Source organism: Halonotius roseus, from assembly GCF_006861655.1.
In the GTDB taxonomy this organism is placed as follows: Archaea; Halobacteriota; Halobacteria; order Halobacteriales; family Haloferacaceae; genus Halonotius; species Halonotius roseus.
Genome location: NZ_SESI01000002.1, coordinates 293,474 through 320,454, shown reverse-complemented (window position 1 = coordinate 320,454; position 26,981 = coordinate 293,474). Strand labels below are relative to the sequence as shown.

Annotated in this window: 29 protein-coding genes and 1 tRNA gene; 24 read left to right on the top strand and 6 right to left on the bottom strand. The window is 63.7% G+C overall.

Going from position 1 to position 26,981, the window contains the following annotated elements:
- Positions 1-32: 32 nt before the first annotated feature.
- Both EWF95_RS07650 and EWF95_RS07645 read right to left on the bottom strand, forming a co-directional pair.
- Positions 33-470 (bottom strand): adenylyltransferase/cytidyltransferase family protein, encoded by a 438-nt coding sequence (locus EWF95_RS07650; RefSeq protein WP_142443481.1) that lies wholly within the window; start codon positions 468-470, stop codon positions 33-35.
- Positions 467-985: a Mov34/MPN/PAD-1 family protein gene (locus EWF95_RS07645; protein WP_142443480.1), complete on the bottom strand. Its 519-nt coding sequence runs from the start codon at positions 983-985 to the stop codon at positions 467-469. Before EWF95_RS07645 ends, EWF95_RS07650 begins: the two co-directional genes overlap by 4 nt.
- A 97-nt stretch (positions 986-1,082) precedes the next feature.
- On the opposite strand from EWF95_RS07645, the gene EWF95_RS07640 reads away from it, so the two are divergent.
- The gene (locus tag EWF95_RS07640; protein WP_142443479.1) at positions 1,083-2,981 is read left to right on the top strand and encodes a DHH family phosphoesterase; all 1,899 of its coding nucleotides are present in this window, start codon (positions 1,083-1,085) and stop codon (positions 2,979-2,981) included.
- 27 nt (positions 2,982-3,008) lie between these two features.
- On the opposite strand, the gene EWF95_RS07635 is transcribed toward EWF95_RS07640, so the two are convergent.
- A complete protein-coding gene (locus EWF95_RS07635) occupies positions 3,009-4,688 on the bottom strand; it encodes a phospholipase D-like domain-containing protein (RefSeq protein WP_185911735.1) in 1,680 nt (559 codons plus the stop codon).
- 30 nt (positions 4,689-4,718) lie between these two features.
- Between EWF95_RS07635 and EWF95_RS07630 the strand changes: the two genes are divergently transcribed.
- Together EWF95_RS07630 and purE are read left to right on the top strand one after the other, a co-directional pair.
- A complete protein-coding gene (locus tag EWF95_RS07630; RefSeq protein WP_142443922.1) occupies positions 4,719-5,948 on the top strand; it encodes a 5-(carboxyamino)imidazole ribonucleotide synthase in 1,230 nt (409 codons plus the stop codon).
- A gap of 272 nt (positions 5,949-6,220) precedes the next feature.
- Positions 6,221-6,844, top strand: a complete 624-nt coding sequence (gene purE, locus EWF95_RS07625; protein WP_142443477.1) for a 5-(carboxyamino)imidazole ribonucleotide mutase — start codon at positions 6,221-6,223, stop codon at positions 6,842-6,844.
- Between the two features lie 13 nt (positions 6,845-6,857).
- Here purE and EWF95_RS07620 read toward each other — a convergent pair whose 3' ends face one another.
- On the bottom strand, positions 6,858-8,246 hold the full coding sequence (locus tag EWF95_RS07620) for an ATP-binding protein (RefSeq protein ID WP_142443476.1): 1,389 nt from the start codon (positions 8,244-8,246) through the stop codon (positions 6,858-6,860).
- Positions 8,247-8,522: 276 nt separating this feature from the next.
- Between EWF95_RS07620 and EWF95_RS07615 the strand changes: the two genes are divergently transcribed.
- The 20 genes from EWF95_RS07615 to EWF95_RS07520 all read left to right on the top strand — a co-directional run bounded on the left by EWF95_RS07615 (position 8,523) and on the right by EWF95_RS07520 (position 25,650).
- Positions 8,523-8,936: an NADH-quinone oxidoreductase subunit A gene (locus tag EWF95_RS07615; RefSeq protein WP_142443475.1), complete on the top strand. Its 414-nt coding sequence runs from the start codon at positions 8,523-8,525 to the stop codon at positions 8,934-8,936.
- Positions 8,933-9,637 carry an NADH-quinone oxidoreductase subunit B gene (locus EWF95_RS07610; protein ID WP_142443474.1) on the top strand — a complete coding sequence of 235 codons (705 nt, stop codon included), beginning with the start codon at positions 8,933-8,935 and terminating at the stop codon, positions 9,635-9,637. The genes EWF95_RS07615 and EWF95_RS07610 overlap by 4 nt, the downstream gene beginning before the upstream one ends.
- Positions 9,634-11,289: an NADH-quinone oxidoreductase subunit D gene (locus tag EWF95_RS07605; RefSeq protein WP_142443473.1), complete on the top strand. Its 1,656-nt coding sequence runs from the start codon at positions 9,634-9,636 to the stop codon at positions 11,287-11,289. The genes EWF95_RS07610 and EWF95_RS07605 overlap by 4 nt, the downstream gene beginning before the upstream one ends.
- The gene (locus EWF95_RS07600; protein ID WP_142443472.1) at positions 11,289-12,362 is read left to right on the top strand and encodes a complex I subunit 1/NuoH family protein; all 1,074 of its coding nucleotides are present in this window, start codon (positions 11,289-11,291) and stop codon (positions 12,360-12,362) included. Before EWF95_RS07605 ends, EWF95_RS07600 begins: the two co-directional genes overlap by 1 nt.
- The gene (locus EWF95_RS07595) at positions 12,359-12,820 is read left to right on the top strand and encodes a NuoI/complex I 23 kDa subunit family protein (RefSeq protein WP_120103400.1); all 462 of its coding nucleotides are present in this window, start codon (positions 12,359-12,361) and stop codon (positions 12,818-12,820) included. Before EWF95_RS07600 ends, EWF95_RS07595 begins: the two co-directional genes overlap by 4 nt.
- 141 nt (positions 12,821-12,961) lie before the next feature.
- A complete protein-coding gene (locus tag EWF95_RS07590; protein ID WP_021041461.1) occupies positions 12,962-13,228 on the top strand; it encodes an NADH-quinone oxidoreductase subunit J in 267 nt (88 codons plus the stop codon).
- Positions 13,225-13,602, top strand: a complete 378-nt coding sequence (locus EWF95_RS07585) for a hypothetical protein (RefSeq protein WP_142443471.1) — start codon at positions 13,225-13,227, stop codon at positions 13,600-13,602. The genes EWF95_RS07590 and EWF95_RS07585 overlap by 4 nt, the downstream gene beginning before the upstream one ends.
- Positions 13,603-13,905 (top strand): NADH-quinone oxidoreductase subunit NuoK, encoded by a 303-nt coding sequence (gene nuoK / locus EWF95_RS07580; protein ID WP_142443470.1) that lies wholly within the window; start codon positions 13,603-13,605, stop codon positions 13,903-13,905.
- A 3-nt stretch (positions 13,906-13,908) separates the two neighbouring features.
- Complete coding sequence (nuoL, locus tag EWF95_RS07575; protein ID WP_142443469.1) at positions 13,909-15,939, top strand: NADH-quinone oxidoreductase subunit L; 2,031 nt, start codon at positions 13,909-13,911, stop codon at positions 15,937-15,939.
- Positions 15,939-17,468 (top strand): complex I subunit 4 family protein, encoded by a 1,530-nt coding sequence (locus tag EWF95_RS07570; protein WP_142443468.1) that lies wholly within the window; start codon positions 15,939-15,941, stop codon positions 17,466-17,468. The genes nuoL and EWF95_RS07570 overlap by 1 nt, the downstream gene beginning before the upstream one ends.
- The gene (locus tag EWF95_RS07565; protein WP_142443467.1) at positions 17,465-18,994 is read left to right on the top strand and encodes an NADH-quinone oxidoreductase subunit N; all 1,530 of its coding nucleotides are present in this window, start codon (positions 17,465-17,467) and stop codon (positions 18,992-18,994) included. The genes EWF95_RS07570 and EWF95_RS07565 overlap by 4 nt, the downstream gene beginning before the upstream one ends.
- A gap of 130 nt (positions 18,995-19,124) precedes the next feature.
- Positions 19,125-20,579, top strand: coding sequence for a DHH family phosphoesterase (locus EWF95_RS07560; RefSeq protein ID WP_142443466.1), 1,455 nt, complete (start codon positions 19,125-19,127; stop codon positions 20,577-20,579).
- Between the two features lie 39 nt (positions 20,580-20,618).
- Positions 20,619-21,413: a CBS domain-containing protein gene (locus EWF95_RS07555; RefSeq protein WP_142443465.1), complete on the top strand. Its 795-nt coding sequence runs from the start codon at positions 20,619-20,621 to the stop codon at positions 21,411-21,413.
- Between the two features lie 69 nt (positions 21,414-21,482).
- A complete protein-coding gene (locus EWF95_RS07550) occupies positions 21,483-22,100 on the top strand; it encodes an adenylate kinase (RefSeq protein WP_142443464.1) in 618 nt (205 codons plus the stop codon).
- A 99-nt stretch (positions 22,101-22,199) separates the two neighbouring features.
- A complete protein-coding gene (locus tag EWF95_RS07545) occupies positions 22,200-23,084 on the top strand; it encodes a DUF106 domain-containing protein (RefSeq protein ID WP_142443463.1) in 885 nt (294 codons plus the stop codon).
- 98 nt (positions 23,085-23,182) lie between these two features.
- Complete coding sequence (cmk, locus tag EWF95_RS07540) at positions 23,183-23,761, top strand: (d)CMP kinase (protein ID WP_142443462.1); 579 nt, start codon at positions 23,183-23,185, stop codon at positions 23,759-23,761.
- Between the two features lie 17 nt (positions 23,762-23,778).
- Positions 23,779-24,732, top strand: a complete 954-nt coding sequence (locus EWF95_RS07535) for an RNA-guided pseudouridylation complex pseudouridine synthase subunit Cbf5 (protein ID WP_142443461.1) — start codon at positions 23,779-23,781, stop codon at positions 24,730-24,732.
- A 50-nt stretch (positions 24,733-24,782) separates the two neighbouring features.
- On the top strand, positions 24,783-25,157 hold the full coding sequence (locus EWF95_RS07530) for a MarR family transcriptional regulator (protein WP_142443460.1): 375 nt from the start codon (positions 24,783-24,785) through the stop codon (positions 25,155-25,157).
- Entirely contained in the window at positions 25,147-25,506 is a 360-nt protein-coding gene (locus tag EWF95_RS07525; protein WP_142443459.1) for a hypothetical protein, read from the top strand. The genes EWF95_RS07530 and EWF95_RS07525 overlap by 11 nt, the downstream gene beginning before the upstream one ends.
- A gap of 73 nt (positions 25,507-25,579) precedes the next feature.
- A tRNA-Pro gene (locus EWF95_RS07520) sits at positions 25,580-25,650 on the top strand.
- Between the two features lie 29 nt (positions 25,651-25,679).
- On the opposite strand, the gene EWF95_RS07515 is transcribed toward EWF95_RS07520, so the two are convergent.
- Together EWF95_RS07515 and EWF95_RS07510 are read right to left on the bottom strand one after the other, a co-directional pair.
- Positions 25,680-25,979 carry a hypothetical protein gene (locus tag EWF95_RS07515; protein WP_142443458.1) on the bottom strand — a complete coding sequence of 100 codons (300 nt, stop codon included), beginning with the start codon at positions 25,977-25,979 and terminating at the stop codon, positions 25,680-25,682.
- Positions 25,980-25,981: 2 nt separating this feature from the next.
- On the bottom strand, positions 25,982-26,257 hold the full coding sequence (locus EWF95_RS07510) for a winged helix-turn-helix domain-containing protein (protein WP_142443457.1): 276 nt from the start codon (positions 26,255-26,257) through the stop codon (positions 25,982-25,984).
- A gap of 285 nt (positions 26,258-26,542) precedes the next feature.
- Here EWF95_RS07510 and EWF95_RS07505 point away from each other — a divergent pair, with 285 nt between their 5' ends.
- Positions 26,543-26,929 (top strand): hypothetical protein, encoded by a 387-nt coding sequence (locus tag EWF95_RS07505; protein WP_142443456.1) that lies wholly within the window; start codon positions 26,543-26,545, stop codon positions 26,927-26,929.
- The last annotated feature ends 52 nt before the right edge of the window (positions 26,930-26,981 follow it).

Genomic DNA, 26,981 nt, shown 5'->3' with positions numbered 1-26,981 from the left:
CAGCGATCGATAAAAGCTGACTGATGTCGCTGTCAGCCGCGCCGCTCTAAAATTCGATCGATGATCGCCCCCGACGACAGGAGTTCGTCGTCGTGGGTCGGTTCCCGCGCAGTTGCGCGTTCGATCCGGCAGTCGACGCCACGATCGGCCAGCGTCTCGCGGATGGCGTCGGCATCGTGGTGTTGGTCGTGACCAAGGACGATCACGTCGGGTTCGATCCGCTCGATCGGCACGAAGATGTCCTCGGGATGGCCGCGGTGGGCCTCGTCGACGACGCCGAGTGCTTCGACCGTCTCCCGTCGCTGGCGATCCGAGAGGATCGGCGGCTCCTTGTGGGTGATGTTGGCCCGCCGGGCGACGATGACGTGGAGTTCATCGGCGTAGGTCGCGGCCTCCTCCAGGTAGTGGATATGGCCCGGATGCAGGAGGTCGAAGGTGCCCTGGGCGACTGCGCGTGTCGGCGCGGTCATCGGTCGGGCTCCTCGCTGCCGGGGTCGCGGCCCTCAGCCCGTAGTTCGGCGTCGATATCCGCTTGTGTAAAATCAAAGAACTGCTCTTCTGGGAGGTCGACATCGAGCACGTCGAGTGATCGGGGGTCGCCATTGCTGTCGAAGGCCTTCCAGTCGCGCCAGCCATAGGGTGAGCCGATGATAATGTGGGCGTTGCCCTTGTGGAACGTTTTCAGATCCGCGTCGCTCGGTCGCAACACGCCGTTCGGATGGGAGTGCACCGAGCCGACGGCTTTGCGATCGTTGGGGATCATATTGGATTTGACCGTCGCACTCCGGGGGTCGGATTTGGTGCCGGGGATCACCAACACGTCGGTGATCACCTGGCCGCGCCGTTCGAGATCGAACTTGCGGGCGTCCTCGCCCCGAAGGAGGCCCATATACTCGTTGGGGTGGGTCGCCTCGCTGGCTTCGAGTGCGAACTCCAAGGTCTCACGGGCGATGCCGAGGATCTCACTCGAACGGAACAGCCGCATTGCCATCCTCTCGGCCCGGCGGCCATCTAAGCGTTCCGAAAGCCCCGGCGAGCGGAGATAACAAGCTTAACACGTCGGTCGCTCATAGCGGGCGTATATGGCTGATGATTCCGCCGGGGATTCCGGCGTTCGGGACGATTCGCGTCCCGTCGTCTACGATCTCGCCCCTGACTGCACGACCACCGATGTCTCATCGGGCGAACATTACCACGCTGTCGTCAACGGCGTCGTCGACTACGGCGTCTTCGTCGATATCTCGGATAACGTCTCGGGGTTGATCCATGAGTCAAATCTCGATCGCTCCTACGACGTGGGCGACCGCCTTGTCGTCACCCTTGATTCCGCAAAGGAAAACGGCGATATCGCCTTTGATCTCCCCGGGTTCGACGACTACCGAACCGAGCTCCGCGACCACGAGCCGGATATCACACCGATCGACGAGCTTGCGACCGGCGAGACGGTCACCATCGAGGGCCGGCTCGTCCAGATCAAACAGACCGGCGGGCCGACCATCTTCGAGGTCGCCGACGGCACCGGGATCGTCAGCGGCGCGGCCTTCGAGGAGGCCGGCGTTCGGGCGTACCCCGACGCCGAGATCGACGATGTCGTCCGGATCACCGGCGCGGTCGAGCTTCACGATGACGTGCGGCAGGTGGAGATCGACTCGCTGACGATTCTCGACGGCGAGACGGCCGCCGACGCAAACGGCTCGATCGATGCCGCCCTCTCGGAGCGGGCGACGCCGGCCGACATCGAGCCGCTGGTCGAGTGGCCCGCCTTCGAGCCGATCTTCGACGACCTCGTTGACCTTGCCGAACGTCTGCGGCAGACCGTCCTTGAGGGCCGGCCGATCCGGATCCGACACCACGCCGATGGTGACGGGATGTGTGGGGCGACGCCGCTGCAGCTCGCCTTGGAGAACTTCATCACCGAGGTACACGCCGATCCCGACGCGCCCGAACACCTTTGTAAACGCCTGCCGAGCAAGGCACCCTACTACGAGATGGAGGATGTGACGCGGGATCTCAACTTCGCTCTTGAGGGCCAGGATCGACACGGCCAGAAGCTCCCGCTTCTGGTCATGCTCGATAACGGCTCGACCGAGGAGGACGTGCCGGCCTACCGGAACCTCGCTCACTACGACATCCCGATTGTCGTCCTCGACCACCACCATCCTGATCCGGAGGCGGTTGACCCGCTGCTGGACGCCCACATCAACCCCTATCTCTACGGCGAGGATTACCGGATCACGACCGGGATGATGTCGGTCGAACTCGCCCGGCTGATCGACCCCTCGATCAGCGACGATGTCGAACACGTGCCGGCGGTCGCCGGGCTCTCGGATCGCTCGAAAGCCGACGTGATGCCGCGGTTTGTCTTCCAGGCCAACGAGGCCGGCTACGACCGCGACGATCTCGAAGCCATCGGCGAGGCCCTCGATTACGCCGCCCACTGGCTGCGCTACAGCGAGGGCAAAACCCTCGTCAACGACGTGCTTGACGTGGGCTGTGACGACTCCGAACGCCACGAACGCCTCATCGAGTTCCTCGCCGAGCGCGCCGAACGCGATGTGGAACGCCAACTCGACGCCCTTGAGCCGCACGTCGAACACGAACGACTCGACTCCGAGGCCCATCTCTACCGCATCGATCTCGACAACTTCGCCCACCGGTTTACCTACCCCGCGCCGGGGAAGACGACCGGCAACCTCCACGACCGGAAGGTCACCGAAACCGGCGAGCCCGTGATCACGATCGGCTACGGGCCGGATTTCGCCGTCCTTCGATCCGACGGCGTCCGGCTCGATATCCCGGAGATGGTGACCGAGCTCAACGAGGAACTACCCGGCTCCGGTGTCTCTGGTGGCGGCCACCTCGTCGTCGGCTCGATCAAGTTTGTCAAAGGACGGCGTGAGTCGGTGATCGATCTGCTGGTCGAGAAGATGGCCGACGCTGACCTCGACGAATCGCTGTCGAGTACCGCTCCGCTGGAATAACGCGGCTCCGCCACTGCTGCTGTTTCCTCAGTTTTCAGCGAAGACCAGCCACCGCTTTGCGAGCAGTGCGGTGGCACTGATCACGGCGACAGCGACGACCACGAGCCCGGCCGGAAGCTCGCCGCTTGGGAGGAGACTGAACCCACCGCCGTCGCCGCTGGCTTGCCAGTCGCCCGTGAAGACTTCCCGGTAGTAATCGGCGACGGCGTCGTCGCTGACGGCGATCGCCACCTCGCGGTTGTTTTCGGCGGAGTTGTCGTTCCAGTTGAGGCTCCCGATGACGGCGGTGTCGTCGGCGACGATCCCCTTGGCGTGGATCTTCCCGAACCGGTTGTTCTCGTCGGCGACGCGAACGTTGAGCGGGACGTTGTCGTCGGCCGCCCGCTCGCGGAGCGTCTCCGCCAGTGCTGTGTTCTCTTCCTCGGCGTACCAGGTTCCGCTCAGCAGGATCCGCACCTCGACGCCGCGGTCGGCCGCGCGGATCGCCGCCCGGAGCAGCCGGTAGTCGCGGTCGCCGATCGACGGCTGGATCACGAGCAACTCGTCGTCGGTGTTGTTGATGCGCTCTACCAGTGCTGATTCGGCGTTGTCAGGAGCAGCGAGCACGGTGAGCTCCTCAGCTGTCGTCGACAGCGGCGGATGGCGTTGTGGATATGAACCGGTCGCCGCCTCGGCTTCGACGGTCTCGATCTCCTCGTGGACGCTCTCCCACTCCGGGGTATCCTGCCACGTCGTATCGTGTTCGAAGATCGCGGCCAGCTCGTCGGCGACCCCTGCCGACTCGGCGGTCAGCCCCCAGCCGCGGCTGTCGGCCCCGCCGGTGCCGGCCGGCTTCCAGTTTTCGGTGAGCACGACCGCGGTGTCGTCGGCGACGGCGTACTTCGGGTGGTGGTACCGGAACCGAGCGGCGTCACCGGTCATCACGCGCACGTCGACACCGGCGGCGGTCAGCTCATCGAGGACGGTCGCCTGTCGCTCCGTCATGCCGCCAACCGGGCCACCCTCAACGAGGACGGCCACGCTGACCCCGCGGTCGTGGGCGGCGATCAGCTCGTCGACAGCACGCCGATCGGTCAGCGTGTAGGCCGCGAGATACAGTCGGTCGTCGGCGTCATCGATCGCATCGATCGGCGCCGCCGGGTTGTCGGGGAGGACAAACGCCTTGACCGACGCGTCGGTGACGGTGGTGGGTGCTCGCGGTTCGAAGCCCGCGGGCTGCCAGCGCGGCTCGCGGCTGACGCGCCACTGCTGGCTTTCGGGGGCGTCCTCGTAGCTGACGGTGTCGACAACTGTTCCGTCGCGGCGAAGGGTCAGCGTCTCACCGCTGACAGCGAGTTGGAAGCTGCCGGCGGCGGTGACCGGGGTCGCGTTCGTGTAGGTCGCGGTTCGGTCGGGGTGCCGTGTCGCGGCGAACCGACCCGTTCGATCGTCCGGCAGGTCGGCGACCCCTTCGCCGTCGGTGAGCGTCCAGTTTCCCGGCTCGGTGATCTTGACGGTCGCGTACTCGCCGCGGTTTTGCTCGGTTGTCGGATTTGGGTAGAGTTCGACGATATCGCCTGTCGCTCCTGTCGTTGCTGTCGCTGCTGTGTCTGTTGTTGCTCCTGTCGCTGTTGTCGCGTCTGCTATCCCCACAGCTGGCGCGGCGATGAGGAGCCAGCCACAGACGAGGAGCCAGCCAAGGGGTCGGAGCCGGCGGTGCCAGGTCACGACGGGTCTGCTGCGGCTTCGGATAAAAACATCCGGCCGGGCACACCACAGGTGAGAACCCTTATCTCCCGCCGTCGGAATCTCCCGCGTATGACCACGCTCCCCGGCCCGACGCTCGGCGTCGTCGGCGGCGGTCAGCTCGGCCGCATGCTCGCCGAGGCTGCCGCCCCGCTCGGCGTCGAGGTGATCGTCCTCGACCCGACCCCGCAGTGTCCGGCCTCGCTTGTCGCCCGCGACCAGATCGTCGGCGAGTTCGACGATCCCGATGCCGTCCGTGAACTCGCCGCCGTCAGCGACGTGCTCACCTTCGAGATCGAACTCGCCGATCCCGATCTGCTCGAAGAGGTCGCCGACGAGTACGGTATCCCGATCAATCCTGATCCAGGCACGCTCCGGACGATTCAGGACAAACTCGTCCAGAAGGAGGCCCTTGCCGACGCCGGAATCCCGGTGCCGGATTTCATCGGCATCGGCGGCGAGAAGGATCTCAAACTCGCGGTCGAGGAACTCGACGGCGTGATGCTGAAGGCCCGCGAGGGCGGCTACGACGGCCGCGGTAACACGCCAGTCCAGGATCCCGACGACGCGGCCGCCGCGCTCGACGAGCTCGGCGTCGACACGATGGCCGAGGCGTTCGTCCCCTTCGAGCGCGAGCTCTCGGTGATCGGCGTCAAGGGAGCCGACGGCGTCAACACCTACCCTGTCACCGAGACGATCCACGAGGAGGAGATCCTCCGGGCCAGCGTGTCGCCGGCCCGAACCGACGACGAGACACGCGAGCGCGCCCGCGAGGTCGCCATCGACGTGTTGGAGTTCCTCGACGGCTACGGCGTCTACGGGATCGAACTCTTCGAAACCGACGAGGGCGAGATCCTCGTCAACGAGATCGCGCCGCGGCCGCACAACTCCGGCCACTGGACGATCGAAGGCGCGCGCACCTCACAGTTCGAAACCCACGTGCGCGCCGTCCTTGGCTGGCCGCTCGGTTCGACTGACCTCGCCGACCCGACGGTCTCGGTCAACATCCTCGGCGATGTCGACGACCCCGAGGCGGCGACGCTCCACAACGTCGACAGTGTGCTTGAATCGTCGAATGCGCACCTGCACTGGTACGGCAAGAAGCAGGCTCGCCCGCTCCGGAAGATGGGCCATATCACCGTCACCGATCCCGACGCTGACGCCGACGATGCTGACGACCGCGACGACCTACTCGACCGCGCGGAATCGCTCCGCGACGGTGTTACGTTTGTCGGCGAGTAACGCGATTACGGTGCGCAGATACGCACCGATCATACCCTACACTTTGGCCGACGTAGCAACCGAATCCTGGTGGACTGAAAGGGCGAGGTTCTGTCGGCGAACCCCGGCGATGCAAGCACCACAGCGAACGAAGTGAGCGAGGAGCGCAGCGAGCCGCGGGAGCCGACAGAGCCGAGGGCTTTCTCCAATAACACGGCTCTCTCGGAGTCGTATTTGAACACGACTAGTGATAACCGCAACGCACTTGCCGCCGCTGGGAGCATCCACAGCCAATGACGACCGCACCTGAAGTCCAAGAGTTGATGGACAGACTCGAAGCCGAAGCCGCCCAGCAGCGCGACCCAGCAACGACACCGGACGTGGGGATAATCATGGGATCTGACTCCGACCTTGACGTGATGGCCGGCGCGTACGAAGCGCTCGACGAACTCGGCTTCGCCGAGCAGACCGACTTCGAGAACCCACCGGAGAGCCGGTTCACCTTCGAGAGCTATGTGGTCTCGGCCCACCGGACGCCGGAACTGATGACTGTTTACGGCGAGACCGCCGCCGACCGCGGACTCGACGTGATCATCGCCGGTGCGGGCGGGAAATCCGCCGACCTACCGAATATGACCGCCTCGATCGCCTACCCGATTCCGGTGATCGGCGTCCCGGTACAGGAGAAATCAGTCGACAGCGTCATCGGGATGCCGACCGGCGCGCCGCTGACAGCTGTCGACGCCGGCAAATCGTTTAACGCCGGGCTCTCCGCGGGCCAGATCATCGCGCGCGAACACGATGAGATCGAGCAGGCACTGATCGACTACCACGACTCGCTGCAGGGCGGTGTCGGCGAGGTTTCGAAAGCCCTCCACGATCTCGGGATCGACGGCTTCCGCGAGCGCGAAAGCTGATCACCTCCGTCGCTCAGTCCAGTGCAGCGACGAGTTCATCGAGGTCGACGAGCCGCAGATTATCCCGGCTGTCGGCAGCCTCTCGCACTGAGGTTTCGAAGCCACTCCGGCTGAACAGGACGTACTCGCAGTCTCGCTTGCCGCCGTCTGGCGGCGTCCACCGGAGTTCGTCGGTGTGCGATTCCAACGTTGCGAGCGCGTCGTAGCCGGTCGGTGCCGATTGAAACTTACACTCTCCGACGAGCAGTGTGTCGCCGGTCGTGAAGCCGACCACGTCGATCTCGTGATCCTGATACCACCACCCACCGACATCAGTGATCGTGTACTCTGGATACAGGTTTCTGAGCGCGTCTCCGCACAACCGCTCGTACACCGGGCTGATGAAGTCGGCCAACTCCGGCTCGATGAGTTGTTCAAACGAGTCGGGGCCGATGGCGTCGTATCGAGTGCCGCTCCCGTAGACGAAGCGGAACCAAAACCGGAACAGCGGATCGCGCAGCCGATAGCGACCGCGCCGGGAGCGTTCCGGCTGTTCGGTGATCGGGACGTGTCGCTCGATCAACCGGAGGCGTTCGAGTCGGTCGAGGTATTTCGAGAGCTGGTTGGTGTCGACGCCGACCACCCCCGCGATCTCGTTTCGCGTTGTCGCGCCGCCGGCAACCGCTTCGAGGATCGAGAAGTAGCGAGCGGGTTCGGTGAGCTCCATCCGCAACACGTAATCGGGATCGTTGTGGAGGCGACCGTGTTGTGTGAGGATCGACTCGAAGATGGCTTCGCCGAGCGTGTCGGCGTCAGTCGCCGCTTCGAGATAGTACGGTGTGCCGCCGAAGACACCCCAGTATCGGATCCCCTCGGCCGGATCGTCGGGCTCGCCGAGTAGCTCCATCGCCGCCGAAAACGGGAGCTGGTTGACATCGAGGGTGACCGTTGCGCGACCGTACAGCGGGCTGTTGCCCAGCAGGGCGGCCTCCTCCATCATGCTGATCGAGGAGCCGACGAGGACAAACGTCGCTGTCGAGTCGGCCATCTCGTGGTCGAACATCGCTTGCAGCACCGACGGCAGGCTTTCGTCCTCGGCGATGAGATAGGGGAACTCGTCGAGGACGACGATCGCGTCCTGCTCGGCGAGATAGCCGAGCAGTGGCTCCCACTCCTGTTGAATCCGCTCGATTCCGGGGTAGGTTTCGGCTGCAGCCGACGCGAACTGATCGAGTTGGAGAGCTTTCGTCTTCTCTCGGGCTTGGTAGAAGACGACCCCGTCACGATCCGCGATGGACTGTTTGACGAGTTCGGTCTTGCCGAGTCGCCGCCGGCCGTACACGACTGCGAGCTCCGCCGCTGTCGACTCATAACAGTCAGTCAGCCGGCGCAACTCGGCGTCGCGGTCGACGAACGCGTCCATGGTTCACTCTTGTTGGCGACCAACATAATTATTTGGAGTATGCTATCCCAGAATAGCATACTTCGAAGTACTATACTTTGAAGGATGTTATTTTGCATCGCTGATTGTGGCTGTCGCCGGCGGCTGCCGCTCGTCGCTGCCGGTACGTCGTCGATGTCAGCTCTAAGCGGTCGTTGCCGTCGGGATCGACACCGCACGAACGTCCGGGCTCGCTGGTCGAAAATCAATGCTTATGAGGGCCGGGCGCAAACGCTCGTATGTTACGGAGTATATCGAATGTCATGGCTAGCTATCGGGGCACTGGCGTTGGTCGGCATTGCGATCCCGCTTGCGATGATCGTGGTGTCGGCGTTGCTGCGTCCAGCCGTCCCAGAAAGCGGTAAGAAAACGACCTACGAGAGCGGTGAGATCCCGACCGGCTCGGGGCGCGTCCAGCTCAACATCCAGTACTACATGGTCGCGCTGCTGTTCGTCGTCTTCGACATCGAGACGGTGATGATCTTCCCGTGGGCGGTCATGTACCGATCCGCGTTGGATGCGGGCGTCCCCCTCTCACAGGCCATCCTGCCGATGTTGCTGTTCGTCGGGATCCTCGTCGTCGGCCTCGTCTGGGCGTGGCGCGTCGGCGCGGTACAGTGGACGCGCAGCTTGCGGGCGGCCACGCGAAAAACGGAGCGACAGAACTCATGAGCAGCGACAACCACCAACCGTTCGTTACCGACAGTTCGAAGGTAGGCACAGACACACGGGAGGCACGGCTCTCCGGCCAGGACAACCGGTTTAACTCCCGGCTGCGGGAGGCGTTCGGCTCCTCGCCGTTCATCCTCACCAAGTTCGACAAGTTCATGAACTGGGTGCGGGGCTCCTCGATGTTCATGCTGCAGTTCGGCATCGCCTGCTGTAGCATCGAGATGATGCACACCTACGCGGTCAAACACGACCTCGACCGCTTCGGAGCCGGTGTCCCGCGCGCGTCGCCCCGACAGGCCGACGTGATCATCATCCCCGGGACGATCGTCTCCAAATTCGCCCCGCGGATGAAACGCGTCTACGACCAGATGCCCGAGCCGAAGTTCGTCATCGGTATGGGCTCCTGCACCATTTCGGGCGGCCCCTTCCAGGAGGGATACAACGTGGTCAAAGGTGCCGAGGAGGTCATCCCGGTCGACATCCACGTTCCGGGCTGTCCACCCCGCCCCGAGGCGCTCATCTACGGCGTCGCCAAGCTTCAAGAGCGGATCGCCAACGGCGAGTCCTCGCCGGTGACGGTCAAACCCTACGAGCTTGAGGAGTTCGGCGATCTCGAACGCGACGAGATCATCGACCAGCTCGCCGAGGAGATCGATGTCGACGATCTGGTCATGCGGTACAACTGGGGTGACTCGCCGTGAGCGTTGAACTCCCGGCCGACGCCGGCGCGCAGACCCCCGAGGAGATCGCCGACCTGCTCGGCGACCTCGTCATCGGCCGTGAAGAACACCTGAACGCGCCAGGCTTCGTCATCAAACCCGACACCGTCGTCGACGCGTTGCGTCGGCTCCGCGATCAGGCCGGCTTCGATCACCTCTCCTGTGTGACCGCCGAGGAGTACGAGGATCGCTACGAGTCGATCTACCATCTGACGAGCTACGACGACCGAACCCAGGAGGTCAGCATCATCGTCCCCGCCGACAAGGAAAACCCAGTCAGCCAGTCGGCCAACGAGGTCTTCCGCACCGCCGATTGGCACGAGCGGGAGGCCTACGATCTTATCGGCATCGAGTACGACGACCACCCCGATCTCCGCCGCATTCTCCTCCCCGAAACGTGGCAGGGTCATCCGCTGGGGCAATCCTACGATCAGGATCAGCCGCAGGTCGTCCCGCTGCGAGAGCACCAAAACCCGCTGTTGGAGGACCAGAAGGCCGACAACGACAGCGAGACGATGTATCTCAACATCGGCCCGCACCACCCGGCGACCCACGGTGTCCTCCACATCAAGACCGTCCTTGACGGCGAGCAGGTCGTCGATCTCGAACCCGACATCGGCTATCTGCATCGGTGTGAGGAGCAGATGTGTCAGAACAGCACCTACCGCTACCAGATCATGCCGTACCCCGACCGCTGGGACTACATCTCGGCCGGCCTGCTCAACGAGTGGGCCTACGCGCGGACGGCTGAGGAACTGGCTGACATCGAGGTGCCCGAATACGCCCAGATCATCCGAACGATGGGCGCGGAGCTCTGCCGGATGGCGGCACACTTCCTCGCGCTCGGCACATTCGCCCTCGATATCTACGGCGACTTCACCGCGCTGTTCATGTACTCCATCCGCGACCGCGAGAAAGTCCAGAATATTCTGGAGGATCTCACGGGCCAGCGGCTCATGTTCAACTACTTCCGACTCGGCGGCGTCGTCTGGGATCTCCCGGAGCCACGCGAGGAGTTCTTCGAGAAGACACGGGACTTCCTCGACGAACTGCCGACCGCGTTGGAGGAGTACCACGACATGATGACCTCCAACGAGATCCTGCAGGTGCGGACGGTCGACACCGGTGTGCTCCCCCCAGAAGTCGCAAAAAGCTACGGCGCGACCGGCCCGGTCGCCCGCGGCTCGGGCATCGACTACGACGTGCGCCGCGACGACCCCTACGGCTACTACGAGAACCTCGATTGGGATGTCGTCACCGAGGACGGCTGTGACAACTTCAGCCGCCTGCTCGTCCGGATGCGCGAGGTCGAGGAATCCGCCAAGATCGTCGAGCAGTGTATCGACCTCTTGGAGGACTGGCCGGAAGACGAGCGCAACATCCAGTCGAACGTGCCGCGAACGATCAAACCCGACGACGACACGGAGATCTACAAATCCGTCGAGGGCGCGAAAGGTGAACTCGGGATCTACATCCGATCGGACGGCACCGAAAAACCCGGCCGGTTTAAGATCCGGAGCCCGTGTTTCTCGAACCTCCAGACGCTGCCGGAGATGTCCAACGGTGAGTATGTCCCCGACGCGATCGCGTCGCTCGGGAGCCTCGATATCGTTCTTGGTGAGGTGGATCGCTGATGGCTGGGCCTCTACAAAGCGAGGTCTTGCTGCCGGAACAGATCGCCGATCTCCTCGGCCTTGAGGGCGCGCTCGGCGCGGCTGTCGGCGCGCTCATCGGCGCGTTCATCGTCGGCAACGTGATGCTGGCGTTTACCGGTGTTGCCGGCCCGTGGGCGAAACGAAAGATCACGGCTGCGTTCACCGACCGGATCGCCGTCAACCGGATCGGCCCCTTTGGCCTGTTCATCATCGTCGCCGACTCGGTGCGGCTGCTCTCGAAGGAGCTGATCATCCCGGATGGGGCTGACCGCCCTTCCTACGATCTCGCACCGCTGATCCTCCCGGCGTCGGCGATGCTCGGTTTTGCGGTGATCCCGATGGGGAGTCTCGGCCCGTTCAACATTCAGCTTGCCGACCCTGAGGCGGGGCTTGCGCTCGTCTTCGCGTTCGCGTCGATAGCGTCGGTATCGCTGGTGATGGGCGGCTACGCCTCGAACAACAAGTACTCGCTGATGGGTGGGCTGCGGGCGGTTGCCCAAAACATCGCCTACGAGATCCCGTTGATCGTGACCGCGATGTCGGTTGTCGTCTTCGCGGGGACGCTCCAGATGAGCGAGATCGTCGCCGTTCAGAGTCAGACGCTGATTTCCTTGGGCGGCGTGTCGATCCCGGCGTGGTTCGCCTTCGTCAACCCCTTCGCCTTCGTGTTGTTCCTCGTGGCGAACATGGCGGAGATCGGCCGGAATCCGTTCGACATTCCGGAGGCACCGACCGAGATCGTCGCCGGCTACCAGACCGAGTACTCCTCGGTCTACTTCGTCCTGTTCTACCTCGGGGAGTTCCTCCACGTCTTCCTCGGCGGGGCGGTCATGGCGACGATCTTCCTTGGCGGGCCGGCGGGGCCGGTGCTGCCGGGCTTCGTCTGGTTTGTCATCAAGATCTGGGCGTTCTTCCTGTTCACCCAGTGGTGTCGCTCGGCGTTGCCGCGCGTTCGTATCGACCAGCTGATCGAGATCGGTTGGAAGGGGATGCTCGTGCTCTCCTTTGCTAACCTGGTGCTCACGGCCATTATCGTGGGAGTGATAGCATGATCGGACTTCTCAAAGGGATGGCGACGACGATGAAACACGCATTGGACGGAAAGACCTTCACGGTCGAATACCCCGAAACAGCACCGGAAGTCAGCCCGCGGTTCCGCGGCGTCCACAAGTTCAGCCAGGAACGCTGCATCTGGTGTCGACAGTGCGAAAACGTCTGTCCGAACGACACGATTCAGATCGTGATGGACGACCAGCGCAACGGCGAGCAGTACAACCTCCACATCGGGCAGTGTATCTACTGCCGGCTCTGTGAGGAGGTCTGTCCGGTCGACGCCATCCTGCTAACGCAGAACTTCGAGTTCACGGCGGATACGAAGGATGAGTTCGCCTACAACAAAGAACAGCTGAAAAACGTGCCGTGGTACAAGGGGATCGACCCGCTGAACTCACGGAACCCCGACCGGGACGCTTGGATCGGCGAGGGCGACGGCGAAGTCGACTACCAGTAGTCGCCCAGCCGTTCCACGCTGACCGCGCTGTCTCACCGCGTTGTGTTGCCCCTCCCAGAGCCGCGAGGCTGTCCGCCCGGGCGTTTGATTTGCGGATCAGTCTCGAAATCTTCAAAGGGATTCCATCGGGACATACAGGTAATGGTTTATGAGACCATCGCGTTCGCGCTGTTCGCCCTCCTGACGGTGGGCTTCAGCTTGGGTGTCGTCCTTGTCGACGACGTGTTTCACGCGTCGCTGTTGTTGGGCGGCTCCTTGCTGAGCGTCGCGGTGCATTACGTCCTGCTGCAAGCGGAGTTCCTTGCGGCGATGCAGATCCTCGTCTACGTCGGCGGGGTTCTCATCCTGATCACGTTTGCCGTGATGCTGACGCGACGCGAGACCGACCTGGAGGTGACCAACGTATGACCGATACCGACGGCTCGGATCGCGCATCCGCGGCGTTGGCTGTGACCGCGCTGTTTGCCGTCCTGGCAACGATGGCACTCGGGGCCGCCGAGGCGTTCCCTGATCCGACCGGCTTCCCGGCCGACGTATCGATCGTCCACAACATCGGCTACGCGCTGTTCGATATCGGGCTCGGCGAGATCCCCGTGGAGGGCTTTCTCGCCGCGTTCCTGATCATCGCGCTGGCGCTCGATGTGGCCCTCGATGCCGCGATCTACCTCGCCAAACGCGAGGATGAGGGCTCGATCGTCTCGGCGTTGACCGACGGCGGCCGCGAGGTCGTCGCCGGCGACGTGGCCGAGCGTGAGCCGACCGACGAGGGGGGTGACCGATAGATGGTGCCGCCCGAATACTATCTGGTGTTGTCGGCGGCGATCTTCTGTATCGGCCTGTTCGGCATCCTCACCCGGCGAAACGCGCTGTACTTCCTGATGTCCGCCGAGCTCATGTTGAACGCGGCGGTCATCAATCTCGTCGCGTTTTCCTTCCAGTGGGGGAACCTCACCGGCCAGACGTTCGCGCTGTTCGTGATCGCGTTGGCCGCCGCCGAGGTCGCCGTCGGGATCGGGATCGTGCTCGTACTGTACCGCAACTTCGGTGATGTCGACGTGCTGAACGCCGCAACGATGAGGTGGTAACTAATGGTATCAGCATCCGCATACGTTCCGGCAATCGTCCTGTTGCCGTTCGTCTCGTTTATCGTCGCACTGTTCGGCCGTGAGAACCTCCCGAAACGGGGGGCCTACGGCGGCATCGCCGCGACCGCGGGGTCGCTGCTGTTGTCGCTGTGGGTGCTTGTCTCCGTGCGCAACGGCGCGGCCTTCCAGGAAACCTACTACACGTGGGCGACCGGTGCCGGTGCCCAAGACTGGACGCTGACCTTCGGCGCGCTGATCGATCCGCTGTCGGTGCTCATGCTTGTCATCGTCTCCTTGGTCGCCATGCTCGTCCACATCTTCAGTCTCGGCTATATGAACGACGAGGACGAGCGTGACCTGCCGCGGTACTACGCCGGCCTTGGCCTCTTTACGGCCAGCATGCTCGGCTTTGTCATCGCCGACAACCTGCTCATGGCGTTCATGTTCTTCGAACTGGTGGGGCTCTGTTCGTACCTGCTGATCGGCTTCCACTTCCGGGAGCCTGGCCCGCCGTCGGCGGCGAAAAAGGCGTTCCTGGTCACCCGGTTCGGTGACTACTTCTTCCTTGTCGGCGTCGTCGCCGTCTTTACCACCTTTGGCACCGCGGCCTTCGCCGGGGCGGAATCGTTCCCCGCACTCGCCGAGGCCGCGCTCAACGGCGAGGCGACGGTGTGGACACCTGGTGGCCTTGAGGTGTCGACGTGGTTCACCATCGTTGGCCTCCTGATTCTCGGTGGCGTCATCGGGAAATCCGCGCAGTTCCCGCTGCACACGTGGCTGCCGGACGCGATGGAAGGCCCGACGCCGGTTTCGGCGCTGATCCACGCCGCAACGATGGTCGCCGCCGGTGTCTATCTCGTCGCGCGAATGTACGGCTTCTACGTGCTGTCGCCGACGACGATGGCGATCATCGCCTTCGTTGGTGGCTTTACCGCGCTGTTTGCGGCGACGATGGGTGTCGTCAAACGCGAGCTCAAACAGGTGCTGGCGTACTCGACGATCTCACAGTACGGCTATATGATGCTCGCACTCGGCTCGGGTGGCTACGTTGCGGCGGTCTTCCATCTGACGACCCACGCGTTCTTCAAGGCCCTACTCTTCCTCGGTGCTGGCTCGGTTATCATCGCCATGCACCACAACGAGGATATGTGGGATATGGGCGGCCTCAAGGACAAGCTGCCCGTCACCTACTGGACGTTCCTCGCGGGCTCGCTCGCACTCGCGGGCATCTTCCCGTTTGCCGGCTTCTGGTCGAAAGACGAGATCCTGTATGAGGCACTGATTCACGGCCTCGACGAGCCGCTGATCCTCGGGGCCTACGTGATGGGGCTGCTCGCGGTGCCCGTCACGGCGTTCTACACCTTCCGGATGGTGTTCCTCACCTTCCACGGCGAGCCCCGGAGCAGCCTCGCCCGCGACCCACACCCGGTTCGCTGGAACGTCAAAGGGCCGCTGTCGGTACTCGGCATCTTGGCCGTCGTCACCGGCGGCATCAACCTCGTCCCGGTTCAGAAGGTACTCAACATCGAGGGGATCGATTACCTACATCTCTGGCTCGACAACCACTGGGGCGGCATCGAGGGCCTGTCGTCGCACCACTACGCCGAGCTTGACCCCTACAGCAGCCAGTACCTCTTCGGCGGCGAGGTGCCGACAGTCCTCGCCGGCGCGGCTGCCTCACTGGGGCTGGCGATCGGTGGCCTCGCCCTCGCGTGGGTACTGTACAACGTGGCTGATCCCGACGAGCACACCGACAAGCTCGGCGGGCTCAAGGAGTTGCTGTACAACAACTACTACCAGGATGAGTTCCAGGTCTGGGTCGCCGACAACACCCAGTCGGTCGCCGGCGGTGCCGACACCTTCGATCAGGGTGTCATCGACGGCGTTGTCAACGGCGTCTCCTCGGTGAGCCTGCTGAGCAGCGAGCGGATCAGACGGATTCAAAGCGGCGTCGTCAGCAACTACGCCCTGCTGTTGACCTTGGGGCTGACGACACTGCTTGTTGTCTTCGGCCTCATCGGAGGGTGGTTCTAATGATACTTGAAGCACTACTGGCGGTCACGTTCGCAGCGGCCCTGCTCGTCTTTGCGGCCCCCGACGAGTACGCACCCAAACTCGCCTTCGGCCTCAGCCTGCTGCCGATCGCCGGCAGCCTCTATCTGTGGTCGGCCTTCGAATCCGGTGGCAACGCGCTGACCGGCGGCGAGATCGCGTTCAACACGGTCGTGCCGTGGCTGGAGGTCGCCGGCTACCAGTTGCAGTGGTACGTCGGCCTTGACGGGATCAGCCTGCCGCTGGTCATCCTCACGACGTTCCTCACGTCGCTGGCGATCGTCAGCGCGTGGACACCGATCGACGAGCGACAGAGCCAGTTCTACGGGCTGATGCTGTTGATGGAGGCGAACCTCATCGGCGTCTTCACCGCCCTGGATTTCTTCCTCTGGTTTGTCTTCTGGGAGGCCGTGCTCGTCCCGATGTACTTCCTGATCGGGATCTGGGGCGGCCCACGCCGGAAGTACGCCGCGATCAAGTTCTTCGTCTACACCAACATCGCCTCGCTGGTGATGTTCATCGGCTTCATGATGTTGGTGATCGGGCTGCCGGTCAACAGCTTCGGGCTGCCGGAGATCACCCAGTCGCTTGCGGCCGGCGAGCTTGGCAACTTCTTCTGGCTGCCCGCAGACACCCTCGCCTTGGTCGCCTTCGCGGCCATGTTCATCGGCTTTGCGGTGAAGGTGCCGGTCGTGCCCGTCCACACGTGGCTGCCGGACGCTCACGTTGAGGCCCCGACGCCGGTGTCGGTGATGCTGGCGGGCGTCCTGCTGAAGATGGGTACCTACGCCCTGCTGCGGTTCAACTACACCATGCTGCCCGAACAGGCACAGTACTTCGCGGTGCCGATCGCTATCATCGCCGTCGTCTCCGTGATCTACGGCGCGATGTTGGCTCTGGCTCAGGAGGATCTCAAACGGATCGTTGCCTACTCCTCCGTCTCTTCGATGGGGTATGTCCTCCTCGGGCTGGTCGCGTTCACCGAGTTCGGCCTCGGTGGTGCGACGTTCCAGATGATCGCCCACGGCCTGATCTCGGGGCTGATGTTCATGGCCGTCGGCGTCATCTACAACGCGACCCACACCCGCCTTGTCGGCGACATGTCCGGGCTGGCCGATCGGATGCCGATCGCCGTCTGGATCCTCGTTGCCGGCGCGTTCGCCTACATGGGCCTGCCGCTGATGGCCGGCTTCGCCGGGGAGTTCTTCATCTTCGTCGGCTCCTTCGGCTCGACGGTGCTGCCGTACGCGCCGGTGTTTACCGCCGTGGCGATGTTCGGCATCGTCATCGTCGCCGGCTACCTCCTGCGTGCGATGCAGGGGACGCTGTTTGGCCCGTTCAACCTCGAAACCGACTATGAACTCGACCGCGCGCCGATCCACGATGTCGCCCCACTGGTCGCGCTGCTGGCGGCGATTATCGTGCTTGGCGTCGTCCCCTCACTGTTCTTCGATATGATCCGCGATGCAACCGTTCCGCTGCTTGAGTTGCTGGGAGGTGGGGCGCCATGAGCCTCGTTCTCCAGGGTACCGCGACCGACTGGGCGTTCAGCGTGCGCGCGCTGCTTCCGGTTGTCCTGCTGGCACTCACCGGCCTCGTCGTCTTCGGTATCAACAGCTTGCGGCCCGACGGCCGTGACAACAAGCTGCTGGCACTGACCTCGATCGCCGGCACGCTGTCGGCGTTGGGCGTCGCCATCTGGTATCTACTCGCTGGCACGGGCCAGCCCACCCACGGCGGCGCGATCAGCCTCTTCAGCGGGGCGATCATCGTCGATGGCCTCGGGCTGTTCTTCACGGCCATCTTCGCCAGCGTCGCCACGCTCGTCATCGCCGCCAGCTACGACTACTTCGAAAGCGATGCCAACCCGGCGTCGTTCTACTCGCTGTTGTTGTTGGCGACGACGGCGATGGGGCTGATGGCGGTCTCGAACTCGCTTGTGACCGTCTTCGTCAGCCTTGAGATGGCGTCGCTGCCATCCTACGCGCTCGTCGCGTATCTCAAGGATAACCGCGGCAGCGTCGAGGCCGGCCTGAAATACTTCCTCATCGGCGCGGTCTCCTCGGCCGTCTTGGCCTTCGGGATCAGCCTGGTGTACGCGGCGACGGGCTCGCTGCTGCTGCCAGAGGTCGCCGCCCAGATCGGCTCGGTCGGCGATCTCAACGGCGTGCTCGGTGTCGGCGTCGTGATGGTCGCCGGCGGCGTCGCCTTCAAGACGGCGTCGGTGCCGTTCCACTTCTGGGCACCCGAGGCCTACGAGGGCGCGCCCGCGCCGGTTTCGGCGTTCCTCTCCTCTGCGTCGAAGGCCGCCGGCTTCGCGGTCGGCTTCCGTGTCTTTGCGACCGGCTTCCAGCCCGCCCTCGATATCGGGATCGACTGGGGGCTGCTGTTCGGCCTGCTCGCGGTCGTCACGATGGTGCTCGGCAACTTCGCGGCGGCGACCCAAACTGAGGTCAAACGCATGCTGGCGTACTCCTCGATCGGGCATGCGGGCTACGCGCTGATCGGGCTGGCGGCGATCACCGCCGGCGCGAGTGCCACAAACGCAACCGTGATGGGTGCGGCGATGGCCCACCTGTTCGTCTACGGCTTCATGAACACCGGCGCGTTCCTCTTCATTGCGATGGTCGAACGCTGGGGCGTCGGCCGTACCTTCGAGGATTACGCCGGCCTCGCCGAGCGCGCGCCGATGGCGAGTCTCGCCATGGCGGTGTTCATGTTCAGCCTCGCCGGCCTCCCGCTGTTCGGCGGCTTCCTCTCGAAGTACGTGCTGTTCCTCGGGGCGATCAACGCCGGCTTCTGGTGGCTCGCCGCGGTCGGCGCGGTCACCAGCGCGCTGTCGCTGTTCTACTACAGCCGGGTCGTCAAGGCACTGTGGCTTGAGAGCCCGACGACCGATCTCGACGCCGTCGGCGACGTACCGACCGGCCTCTACGCCGCGGTCATCGTCGCCGGCGTCGTGACCGTGCTGCTCCTGCCGGGCTTCGGGCCGGTCATCGAGACCGCCGAGGCCGCCGCGGCCGCGCTGTTCGCCTGAGACGGCCACCCGCTTTTTCGACCCTGCCAGTGCGACCACGACAACCGACCAGCTCAACCACGAACCCAGCCAGCGCGACCATAATAATTGACACGGCACTGTTTTCCCGAATCGCCGCCCACATAGGGGTATGATGCGCCGGCTCGTCCTCGGCGACCGGGCTGTCGGCAGCACCGTCGCCAGCCACGTCGCCGACCAGCCCGGCAAGCTCTACGTCGTCACCGACGACCGGGGCTGGGTGACGACGCTCCGCGAGGACGGCGTTCGGGCCGTCGAGGGCGATCCGACCGACGAGTCGAACTACCCCGATATGGCCGATACCGTCGTCGTCGCCGCGGCCGACCCCATCCGCCACGGCCGGATCGCCATGCGAGCCCGCGAGGTGTTCCCTGCCGCGACGCTGCTGTCGATCCGCCACGACGACGCAACCGAGAGCCACGCCGAGCAGCTGGGAGCGGTCGCAGATCGCTACATCGACCCGGTCAGCGACATCACCGACCGGCTGCTCGATGTCGCTGGCGGCGTCCACGGCGACCGGATGGCTCGCCTGCTGTCGGTGCTTCGCCCGCTTTCCGCCCCGCTGGCCGTCGTCACCCACGACAACCCCGACCCCGACGCCATCGCCAGCGCGATCGCGCTCACCCACATCGCCGACCGGGTCGGCGTCGATAGCGAGGCCTACTACTTCGGCGAGATCACGCATCAGGAAAACCGCGCGCTCGTTAATTTGTTGTCGCTGCCGCTGACCGAAACCTCGACCGAGTCGTTTTCTCCTGAGGAGTTCGGTGCTATCGCGCTCGTCGATCATGCCCGGCCTGGCGTCAACGACAGCCTGCCGCCGGGCACGCCGGTGCAGATCGTCGTCGACCACCACCCCCAGCGACAGCCCATCGACGACCGCGAGGGCTTCCTCGACATCCGGCCCGACATCGGTTCGACGAGTACAATCATGGTCGAGTACCTCCGCCAACTCGGCGTAACGCCCCCGGAGTCGTTGGCGACCGCACTGCTGTATGGGATTCAGACCGACACCAGACAGTTCACTCGTGGCGTCTCCGAGGCGGATTTCACCGCCGCCGCGTTCCTCTCGGCACACGCCGACGAGGACGCGCTCACCCGGATCGAATCACCGGCCGTGAGTGGGTCGGTACTGGACACGCTGGCGACGGCCATCGAGGCCCGCGAGGTGCGCGGTTCCGCGCTGGCGAGCTGTGTCGGCGAGATCACCGACCGAGACGCGCTCTCCCAAGCCGCCGACGAACTCCTCACCATGGAGAGCGTCGAGACGGTCATCGTCTTCGGCTACGACGACGAAACCATCTACGTCTCCGGCCGGAGCCGCGGGTCGGGGGTCGATCTCGGCGAAACGCTGCGGGAGGCACTCGGCCAGGTCGGCAGCGCGGGCGGCCACGCGACGATGGCCGGCGCGCAGGTGCCGATCGGCGTGCTCGGAGCCGTCGAAGAGTGGGAGACGCTATCGGTCGTCGTCCACGACACCATCGCGGGCCGGTTCTTTGAGACGCTCGATACCGCACCGCGCCCCGGCCAGTACGGCGATCCGCTGGTGCGGTTTCCGCCGGAGTGATCGACAAGAGTTTTTTGTCAGCTCCCTGTAGAGCGACCGATGGACACTGAGCCACGTGTCAAGGCGTACATGACGCGGGCGGTGACGACAGTTTCGCCGACCGATACCGTCGGGGCTGTCCGCGCACAGATCGACGGCGAGGACGGCCACAACGGGTTTCCGGTCACCCGCGACGGCCGCGTTGAGGGGTTTGTCACCGGCCGTGATCTGCTTGCTGCCGACGCCGAGGCAACGATCGCCGATGTGATGAGCACGGAGACGATCGTCGCCGACCCCGAGATGACGATCACCGACGCCGCCCGTGTGATCGTCCGCTCGGACATCGAGAAGCTACCCGTCGTCGACGATGCCGGCGCGCTTGTCGGCATCCTCTCGAATACGGATGTTATTCGCAGCCAGATCGAGCGGGCAACCCCCGAGAAGGTTGCCAAGCTCAGTCGGATGCTCACCGATCTCCACGGTGTCGAGCTGACCCAAGAGCGGCGATCGGTCGCGCTTGCCGAGCTTGTACCGACACAGGCGGAGGTGTACGCCGACGAGCTCGACGGCCGCCGCTACGAGCTCGAACGCGGGCTGGCCGAGCCGCTGGTCGTGATCGATGCCGGCGGCGACGACGGCGTGGTGTATCTCGCCGACGGCCACCACCGCGCGCTTGCGGCCGACCGGCTTGGGATCGACGAGATGGACGCCTACGCGATCGTCCCCGCCGAACCTCTGGAGCTGGGGATGGCTCAAACCGCTGCCGAACAGGGGTTGTCATCGATCGATGATATCTCGGTCATCGAGCAGGATCGGCATCCGCTCGTCGAAACGACGACCAAACTGCAGGGATGAGACGATCGGCTGGATCGATCCCGACAAGGAATTGTTCAAAGCTATAAGGCCGCCCGGAATGGTGTCGGTATGAGCAATCGACTGCTGTTGCTTGGCCCGCCCGGTGCCGGTAAAGGAACCCAAAGCTCGCGGCTCGCCGACGAATTCGATCTTGAACACATCACGACCGGCGACGCTCTCCGGGCAAACAAGGATATGGAAACCGAGTACGGCACCCCACGGGAGTATATGGATGCCGGCGAGCTCGTCCCCGACGGCCTGGTCAACGAGATCGTCAAGGCCGCCATCGACGAGGCCGACGGCTTCATTCTCGATGGCTACCCGCGAAACCTCTCGCAGGTCGAGTATCTCGACTCGATCACCGAGCTTGACGCGGTTGTCTTTCTCGATGTCGGCGAAGATGAGCTGTTGCGCCGGCTGACGGGCCGGCGTGTCGACCCCGAAACGGGCGACGTGTACCACACCGAGTTCAACATGCCAGACGACGAGGAGATCGTCGACCGACTCGAACAGCGCGACGACGACACCGAGGAGGTCGCCGCCGAGCGACTGGAGGTCTACCGAGAAAACACCGAGCCTGTCGTCGAACAGTATCGAGAAACTGGTGATCTGATCGAGGTTGACGGCGAAGCCGATCCGGACGGTGTCTTCGATCGCATCGTCGACGCCGTCGGCCTCGACGACTGATCGAGCCCCTCCTCGTCGGACACGCCACAGCCCGCCGACCACGCTGCTGGCACCGACAGAGTACAACCTTCTTATTCACGCGTTGCCAACAGGGTGGCAATGAGCCGAATCGAACGCAAAGTTCGCTCGTTGGTCAACGCTGACGCCGAGATGAAATCCGCCATCGAGACCGTCCTCGACACCGCCACTGACAACGAGGTGCAGTGGGTCGACGTTCGGGATGAGATCTCTAGCGGGCAGTGGGGCCGGCTGATCGAGAAGGGGATCCTCGTCGACGGCGAGGGTGGGTTCCGGATCGAATCGCCCGACGCCGTCCGTGAGGGACTTACCGAGGAAAGCGACGCCGAGGAGATCGAATCGACCTCCTGGACGAAGTGGGATAAGGCCGCGGCCGGCCTGACCGTCGGCCTCTTTGCGGGCTACGCGTGGGCGCCCGCCCGCAACATCGTTGCCGGCGCGATCGACGTTGTGCTGGCTCCGCTGACAAACGTCGTCCCGTTTTACGTCGTTGTGATGATCATCGCCTTGGCGACCGGGCTGTACTCGACGCTGCTGCGTGTCGCGCTGACCGACGCCGAGAAGATGGGCGAGTACAAGGCACGGATGGATGATATCAAGCAGAAACGCGAGGACGCCAAGGAGCGCGGCGACGAGGAAGCCCTTGAAGAGATTCAACAGGAACAGATGGAGGCGATGGGCGACCAGCTCGGCATGTTCAAAGAGCAGTTCCGCCCGATGGTGTGGATCATGTTTCTCACCATCCCGGCGTTCCTCTGGATGTACTGGGCGCTCGGCTTCCGCGGTGGGGTCGAACACTACGCCTTCCAGAACATCGTCATCCCGTTTGCGGGTGAGGTCGAGTGGACGACCGGGATCGTCGGTCCGATGCAGATCTGGATCGTCTGGTACTTCCTGTGTTCGATGGCGTTCAACCAGATCATCCAGAAGGGGCTCAACATCAGCATGACGCCGTCGGCGAACTGAGCCCCTGTTTTCGGGCACCCCGCGGTTGCCGCATGCGAGGAGGCCCCATGGGCGCGGTGAAGGGTAATCTCTTTTAGGTGGACGGCCGCAGAGTGGATATGTTACTCACCGTTTCTGGCCCCCCCGGCAGCGGGAAGTCGACGAACGCTGCCGCCCTCGCCGACGCCTTTGATCTCGATCATGTCAGCGGCGGGGATATCTTCCGCGAGCTGGCCGCCGAACGCGACCTCTCGCCCGTCGAGTTCAACGAACTGGCCGAGGAAAACGACCAGATCGACCGCGATCTTGACGCCCGGCTGCGGGAGATCGCCGTCGAGGACGACGATGTTGTCTTGGAATCCCGGCTCGCCGGCTGGCTTGCCGGCGACCACGCGGATGTGAAGATCTGGCTTGACGCGCCGCTGGCCGTCCGCGCCGACCGCATCGCCGACCGCGAGGACAAATCGACCGCCGTCGCCCGCGAGGAGACCGAACGCCGCGAACACAGCGAGCGCAAGCGGTATCAGGAGTATTACAACATCGATATCGCGGATCTCTCGATCTACGACATCACCTACAACACCGCCCGCTGGGGGCCCGAGGCTGTCCAGCGGATGCTTGCGACCGCCGTCGAGGCCTACGATCCGGCCATCGACGAGGGGAAAGCCCCGGTCGAGGGCGTCGCCTACGAGTTCTGAGCGGTTTTGATCCACCAATGAGCGATCTACTTCGTCCCGCACCCGACGACCGCACGCCCGCCGAGCTGTTGGCCTTCGGCGTCGTCAACCTCGATAAACCCGCCGGCCCCTCGGCCCACCAGGTCGCCGGCTGGGTGCGGGATCTGGCCGGCGACGCCGTTGACGACCTCGTTGCCTCGGCTGCCGACGACGAGGGGTCGACACCGGATGTGGAGTCACCCACGGTCGACCGCGCGGCGCATGCGGGGACGCTGGATCCGAAGGTGACAGGCTGTCTCCCGATGCTGCTCGGCGACGCCACCCGGATGGCCCAGGTCTTTCTCGAAGGCCGCAAGGAGTACGTCGCCGTCTTAGAGCTTCATGGCCCGCGGCCGGCTGATTTCGAGTCGGTGTTGAGTCGGTTTGAGGCCCCGCTCTACCAGAAACCGCCGAAAAAGAGCGCGGTGCGTCGCCAGCTTCGCGTCCGAGAGATCTACGCCCTGGAGCTGTTGGATCACACCGACCGCCAGGCGTTGCTCCGGATCGCGTGTGAAAGCGGCACCTACGTTCGCAAGCTGTGTCACGATCTGGGGCTGGCACTCGGCACAGGCGCACACATGGGCCATCTTCGCCGCACCGCGACCGATCCCTTCGACGACACCTCCTTGGTCGATCTCCACGAATTTACCGACGCGCTGGCGGTCGCCCGCGAGGGCGACACCGAGTGGCTGCGAGAGGTTGTCCAGCCGGCCGAGCGCGCACTGGAGCATCTGCCGAGCGTCGTCATCGCCCCCTCGGCGGCCGACCAGGTCGCCACCGGCGCGCCGGTGTACGCGCCGGGTGTGATCGAGGGCCCCGACAGTGCGGTCGACGACGACGCGCTTGTGGCCTGCTATACGCCCAACGGGAGTGCGGTCTGTCTCGGGCGGCTCGTCGGCGACCCCGACGCCGACAGCGGTGTTGTGGTCGATCTCGAAGCTGTGTTGGTGTAACCTTCTCAACCGCGCAATACATTCAATACACGCCAGTACAATCAGTCTGTATGCCGATCACCAGCGACGAGTTTGAGGAGCTCTCGTCGAACCCCGGCGAGCCAGCGGCCGGCACCAACGCGGATCGGATCCTCTCCTTTCTTCGAGCGCACCCGGAGACGGCGTACACCCAAAGCGAGATCGCCGCCAACACCGGCGTGAAATCCGGATCAGTTGGCCCAACGCTCGTGCGACTCCGCGAGCGTGGGCGGGTCGATCACCGAGAACCCTACTGGCGCGTCAGCGACCACGAACAGAGCGTCGACGCCGCCGGTGAACACGCAGCAGCAACGCTTACCCAGCGGGAGGAGGCCGATCACCCGCCACAGCTGAGCGAGTGGGAACCCCACGCCGTCGATCCGCGCACGCTCCGCGATGACGAGTGACCGATTTCTCGCCGGCGACGTGGTGTGGGCTCCTGATCCGTACCGCACCGGCTCGAACCCGCGGCCATGGCTCGTTCTCAGCGCGGATGCGGTTCCGTACCGTGGTGAGGAGTACATCTGTGCGGGGCTCACACTGAGTGATCTCCCCGCGAACGTCGCGGTCACCGAGAGCGATTGGGTCGCCGGCTACAACCCCGAGAAGCTTTCATACTGTTCTCCGTGGGTGCTCGCAACGATCAAACACGACGCGGTTGCAAATCCACAGGGACAGCTGACCGATGAGTTTACTCGGCGGATCATTGCTCGCAGCAGTGAGTATCTGTCCGGCGACATCGAGAAACAGCACTGAAACCACCCGACACAGCCGGCGGCGACAAGCGAAACAAAGGTGTTAAACGACCGCCTCGCATTCTCTCGGATGCGGGACTGTGGGGTAGTGGTATCCTCTGCGGATGGGGTCCGTAGGACCTGAGTTCGACTCTCGGCAGTCCCACTCTCTTTCCGTTGAACACGATGGAGCCATCACTGCAGTGTTGCGTAGCTGAGGAACCCGATGGCGATCAGCTCCAGCAGCCGCATCCCCAAGACGACCTGTCCGGCCAGCGGATCCATGCTGTACAGCGTCTGCATGCTGCTGAAGAAGAACGCAAGCGCGATCAGATTCTCGATGAGTAAGACGCTGCTAAACCCAAGCAGGCCGAGGATCATCGGCGAGCCGAACTGCCGGTAGTTTCGCACCCAGACTGAAACGAGAACCAACAGCAGGATGCTGTTGATACCGGCGACGCCCATCGCCGCTGGGGTTGCGATGTTTGCGATCATCGCTATTCGACCTCCGAAGCGATCTGCTCAAACGTCTCGCTGTACTGCTCAAACCGATCGGTGAGGAAGTACAGCTTTCCGTAATCATGCTCGCTCGGCTCGACGACATCGTGTTCGTGTAACATCTCTATGTGGTGGGTGATCGTGTTGTAGTCGACATCCAGTGTTTCGGCCAACTCGTTTGCGTTCTGTGGGCGATCACTGAGCTCCCGCACGATGCGAACCCTGTTGACACCGCCACGGCTTCCGGCAAAGAGGTACCACAGGGATTTCTCCATCGGTTAGCTGCCACTCTCCGCGGCAGTGGCAAATCGCTTTTCACATGGAACGGTGGGGTCTCCATGACTGGTACTCTGTCGCTGGTTTGTCGATCGCACTCGATCACCCGCAGGCGGCACGATATCTGTCTCCTCACCGCAAATACCTAAATAGCTTCTTCAAGAAGCGATCAAACTCCGTTCAAACTTCGCGTGATCGATTCCGACCGAAATTTGAACTGAGTATGAACGGTGTTGGGTCGAACCTTGCAAAATCCCCTTTGATGGGCTGACTGTAGCGATGATATGGCACGTACACGACGACGGCTGCTGCAGGCGACCGGAACAGCGACGGTGATCGCTCTTGCCGGCTGTACAGATACTGACAGCACATCCGACGAAGGGTCGGACGACTCCATGGACGACGAGTCAATGGATGATGAATCGATGGAGAATGACTCGATGGATTCCTCCATGGACAACGAGACAATGGACGATGAGTCCATGAGCAACGACTCCATGGACGGCGGCTCGATGGAGAATGACTCGATGGAGGGCTCCATGGACGATGGCTCGATGGAAAATGAGTCGATGAGTGGTTCGATGGACAACGGTTCGATGGAAAACGAGTCGATGGGCGGTTCCATGGACGATGGCTCGATGGGCAACGAAACGATGAATGACAGCTCCTGAGTTGACACCGATGTTGCAGCCACACTCACCACTAATACGTCCCCGAGACAAC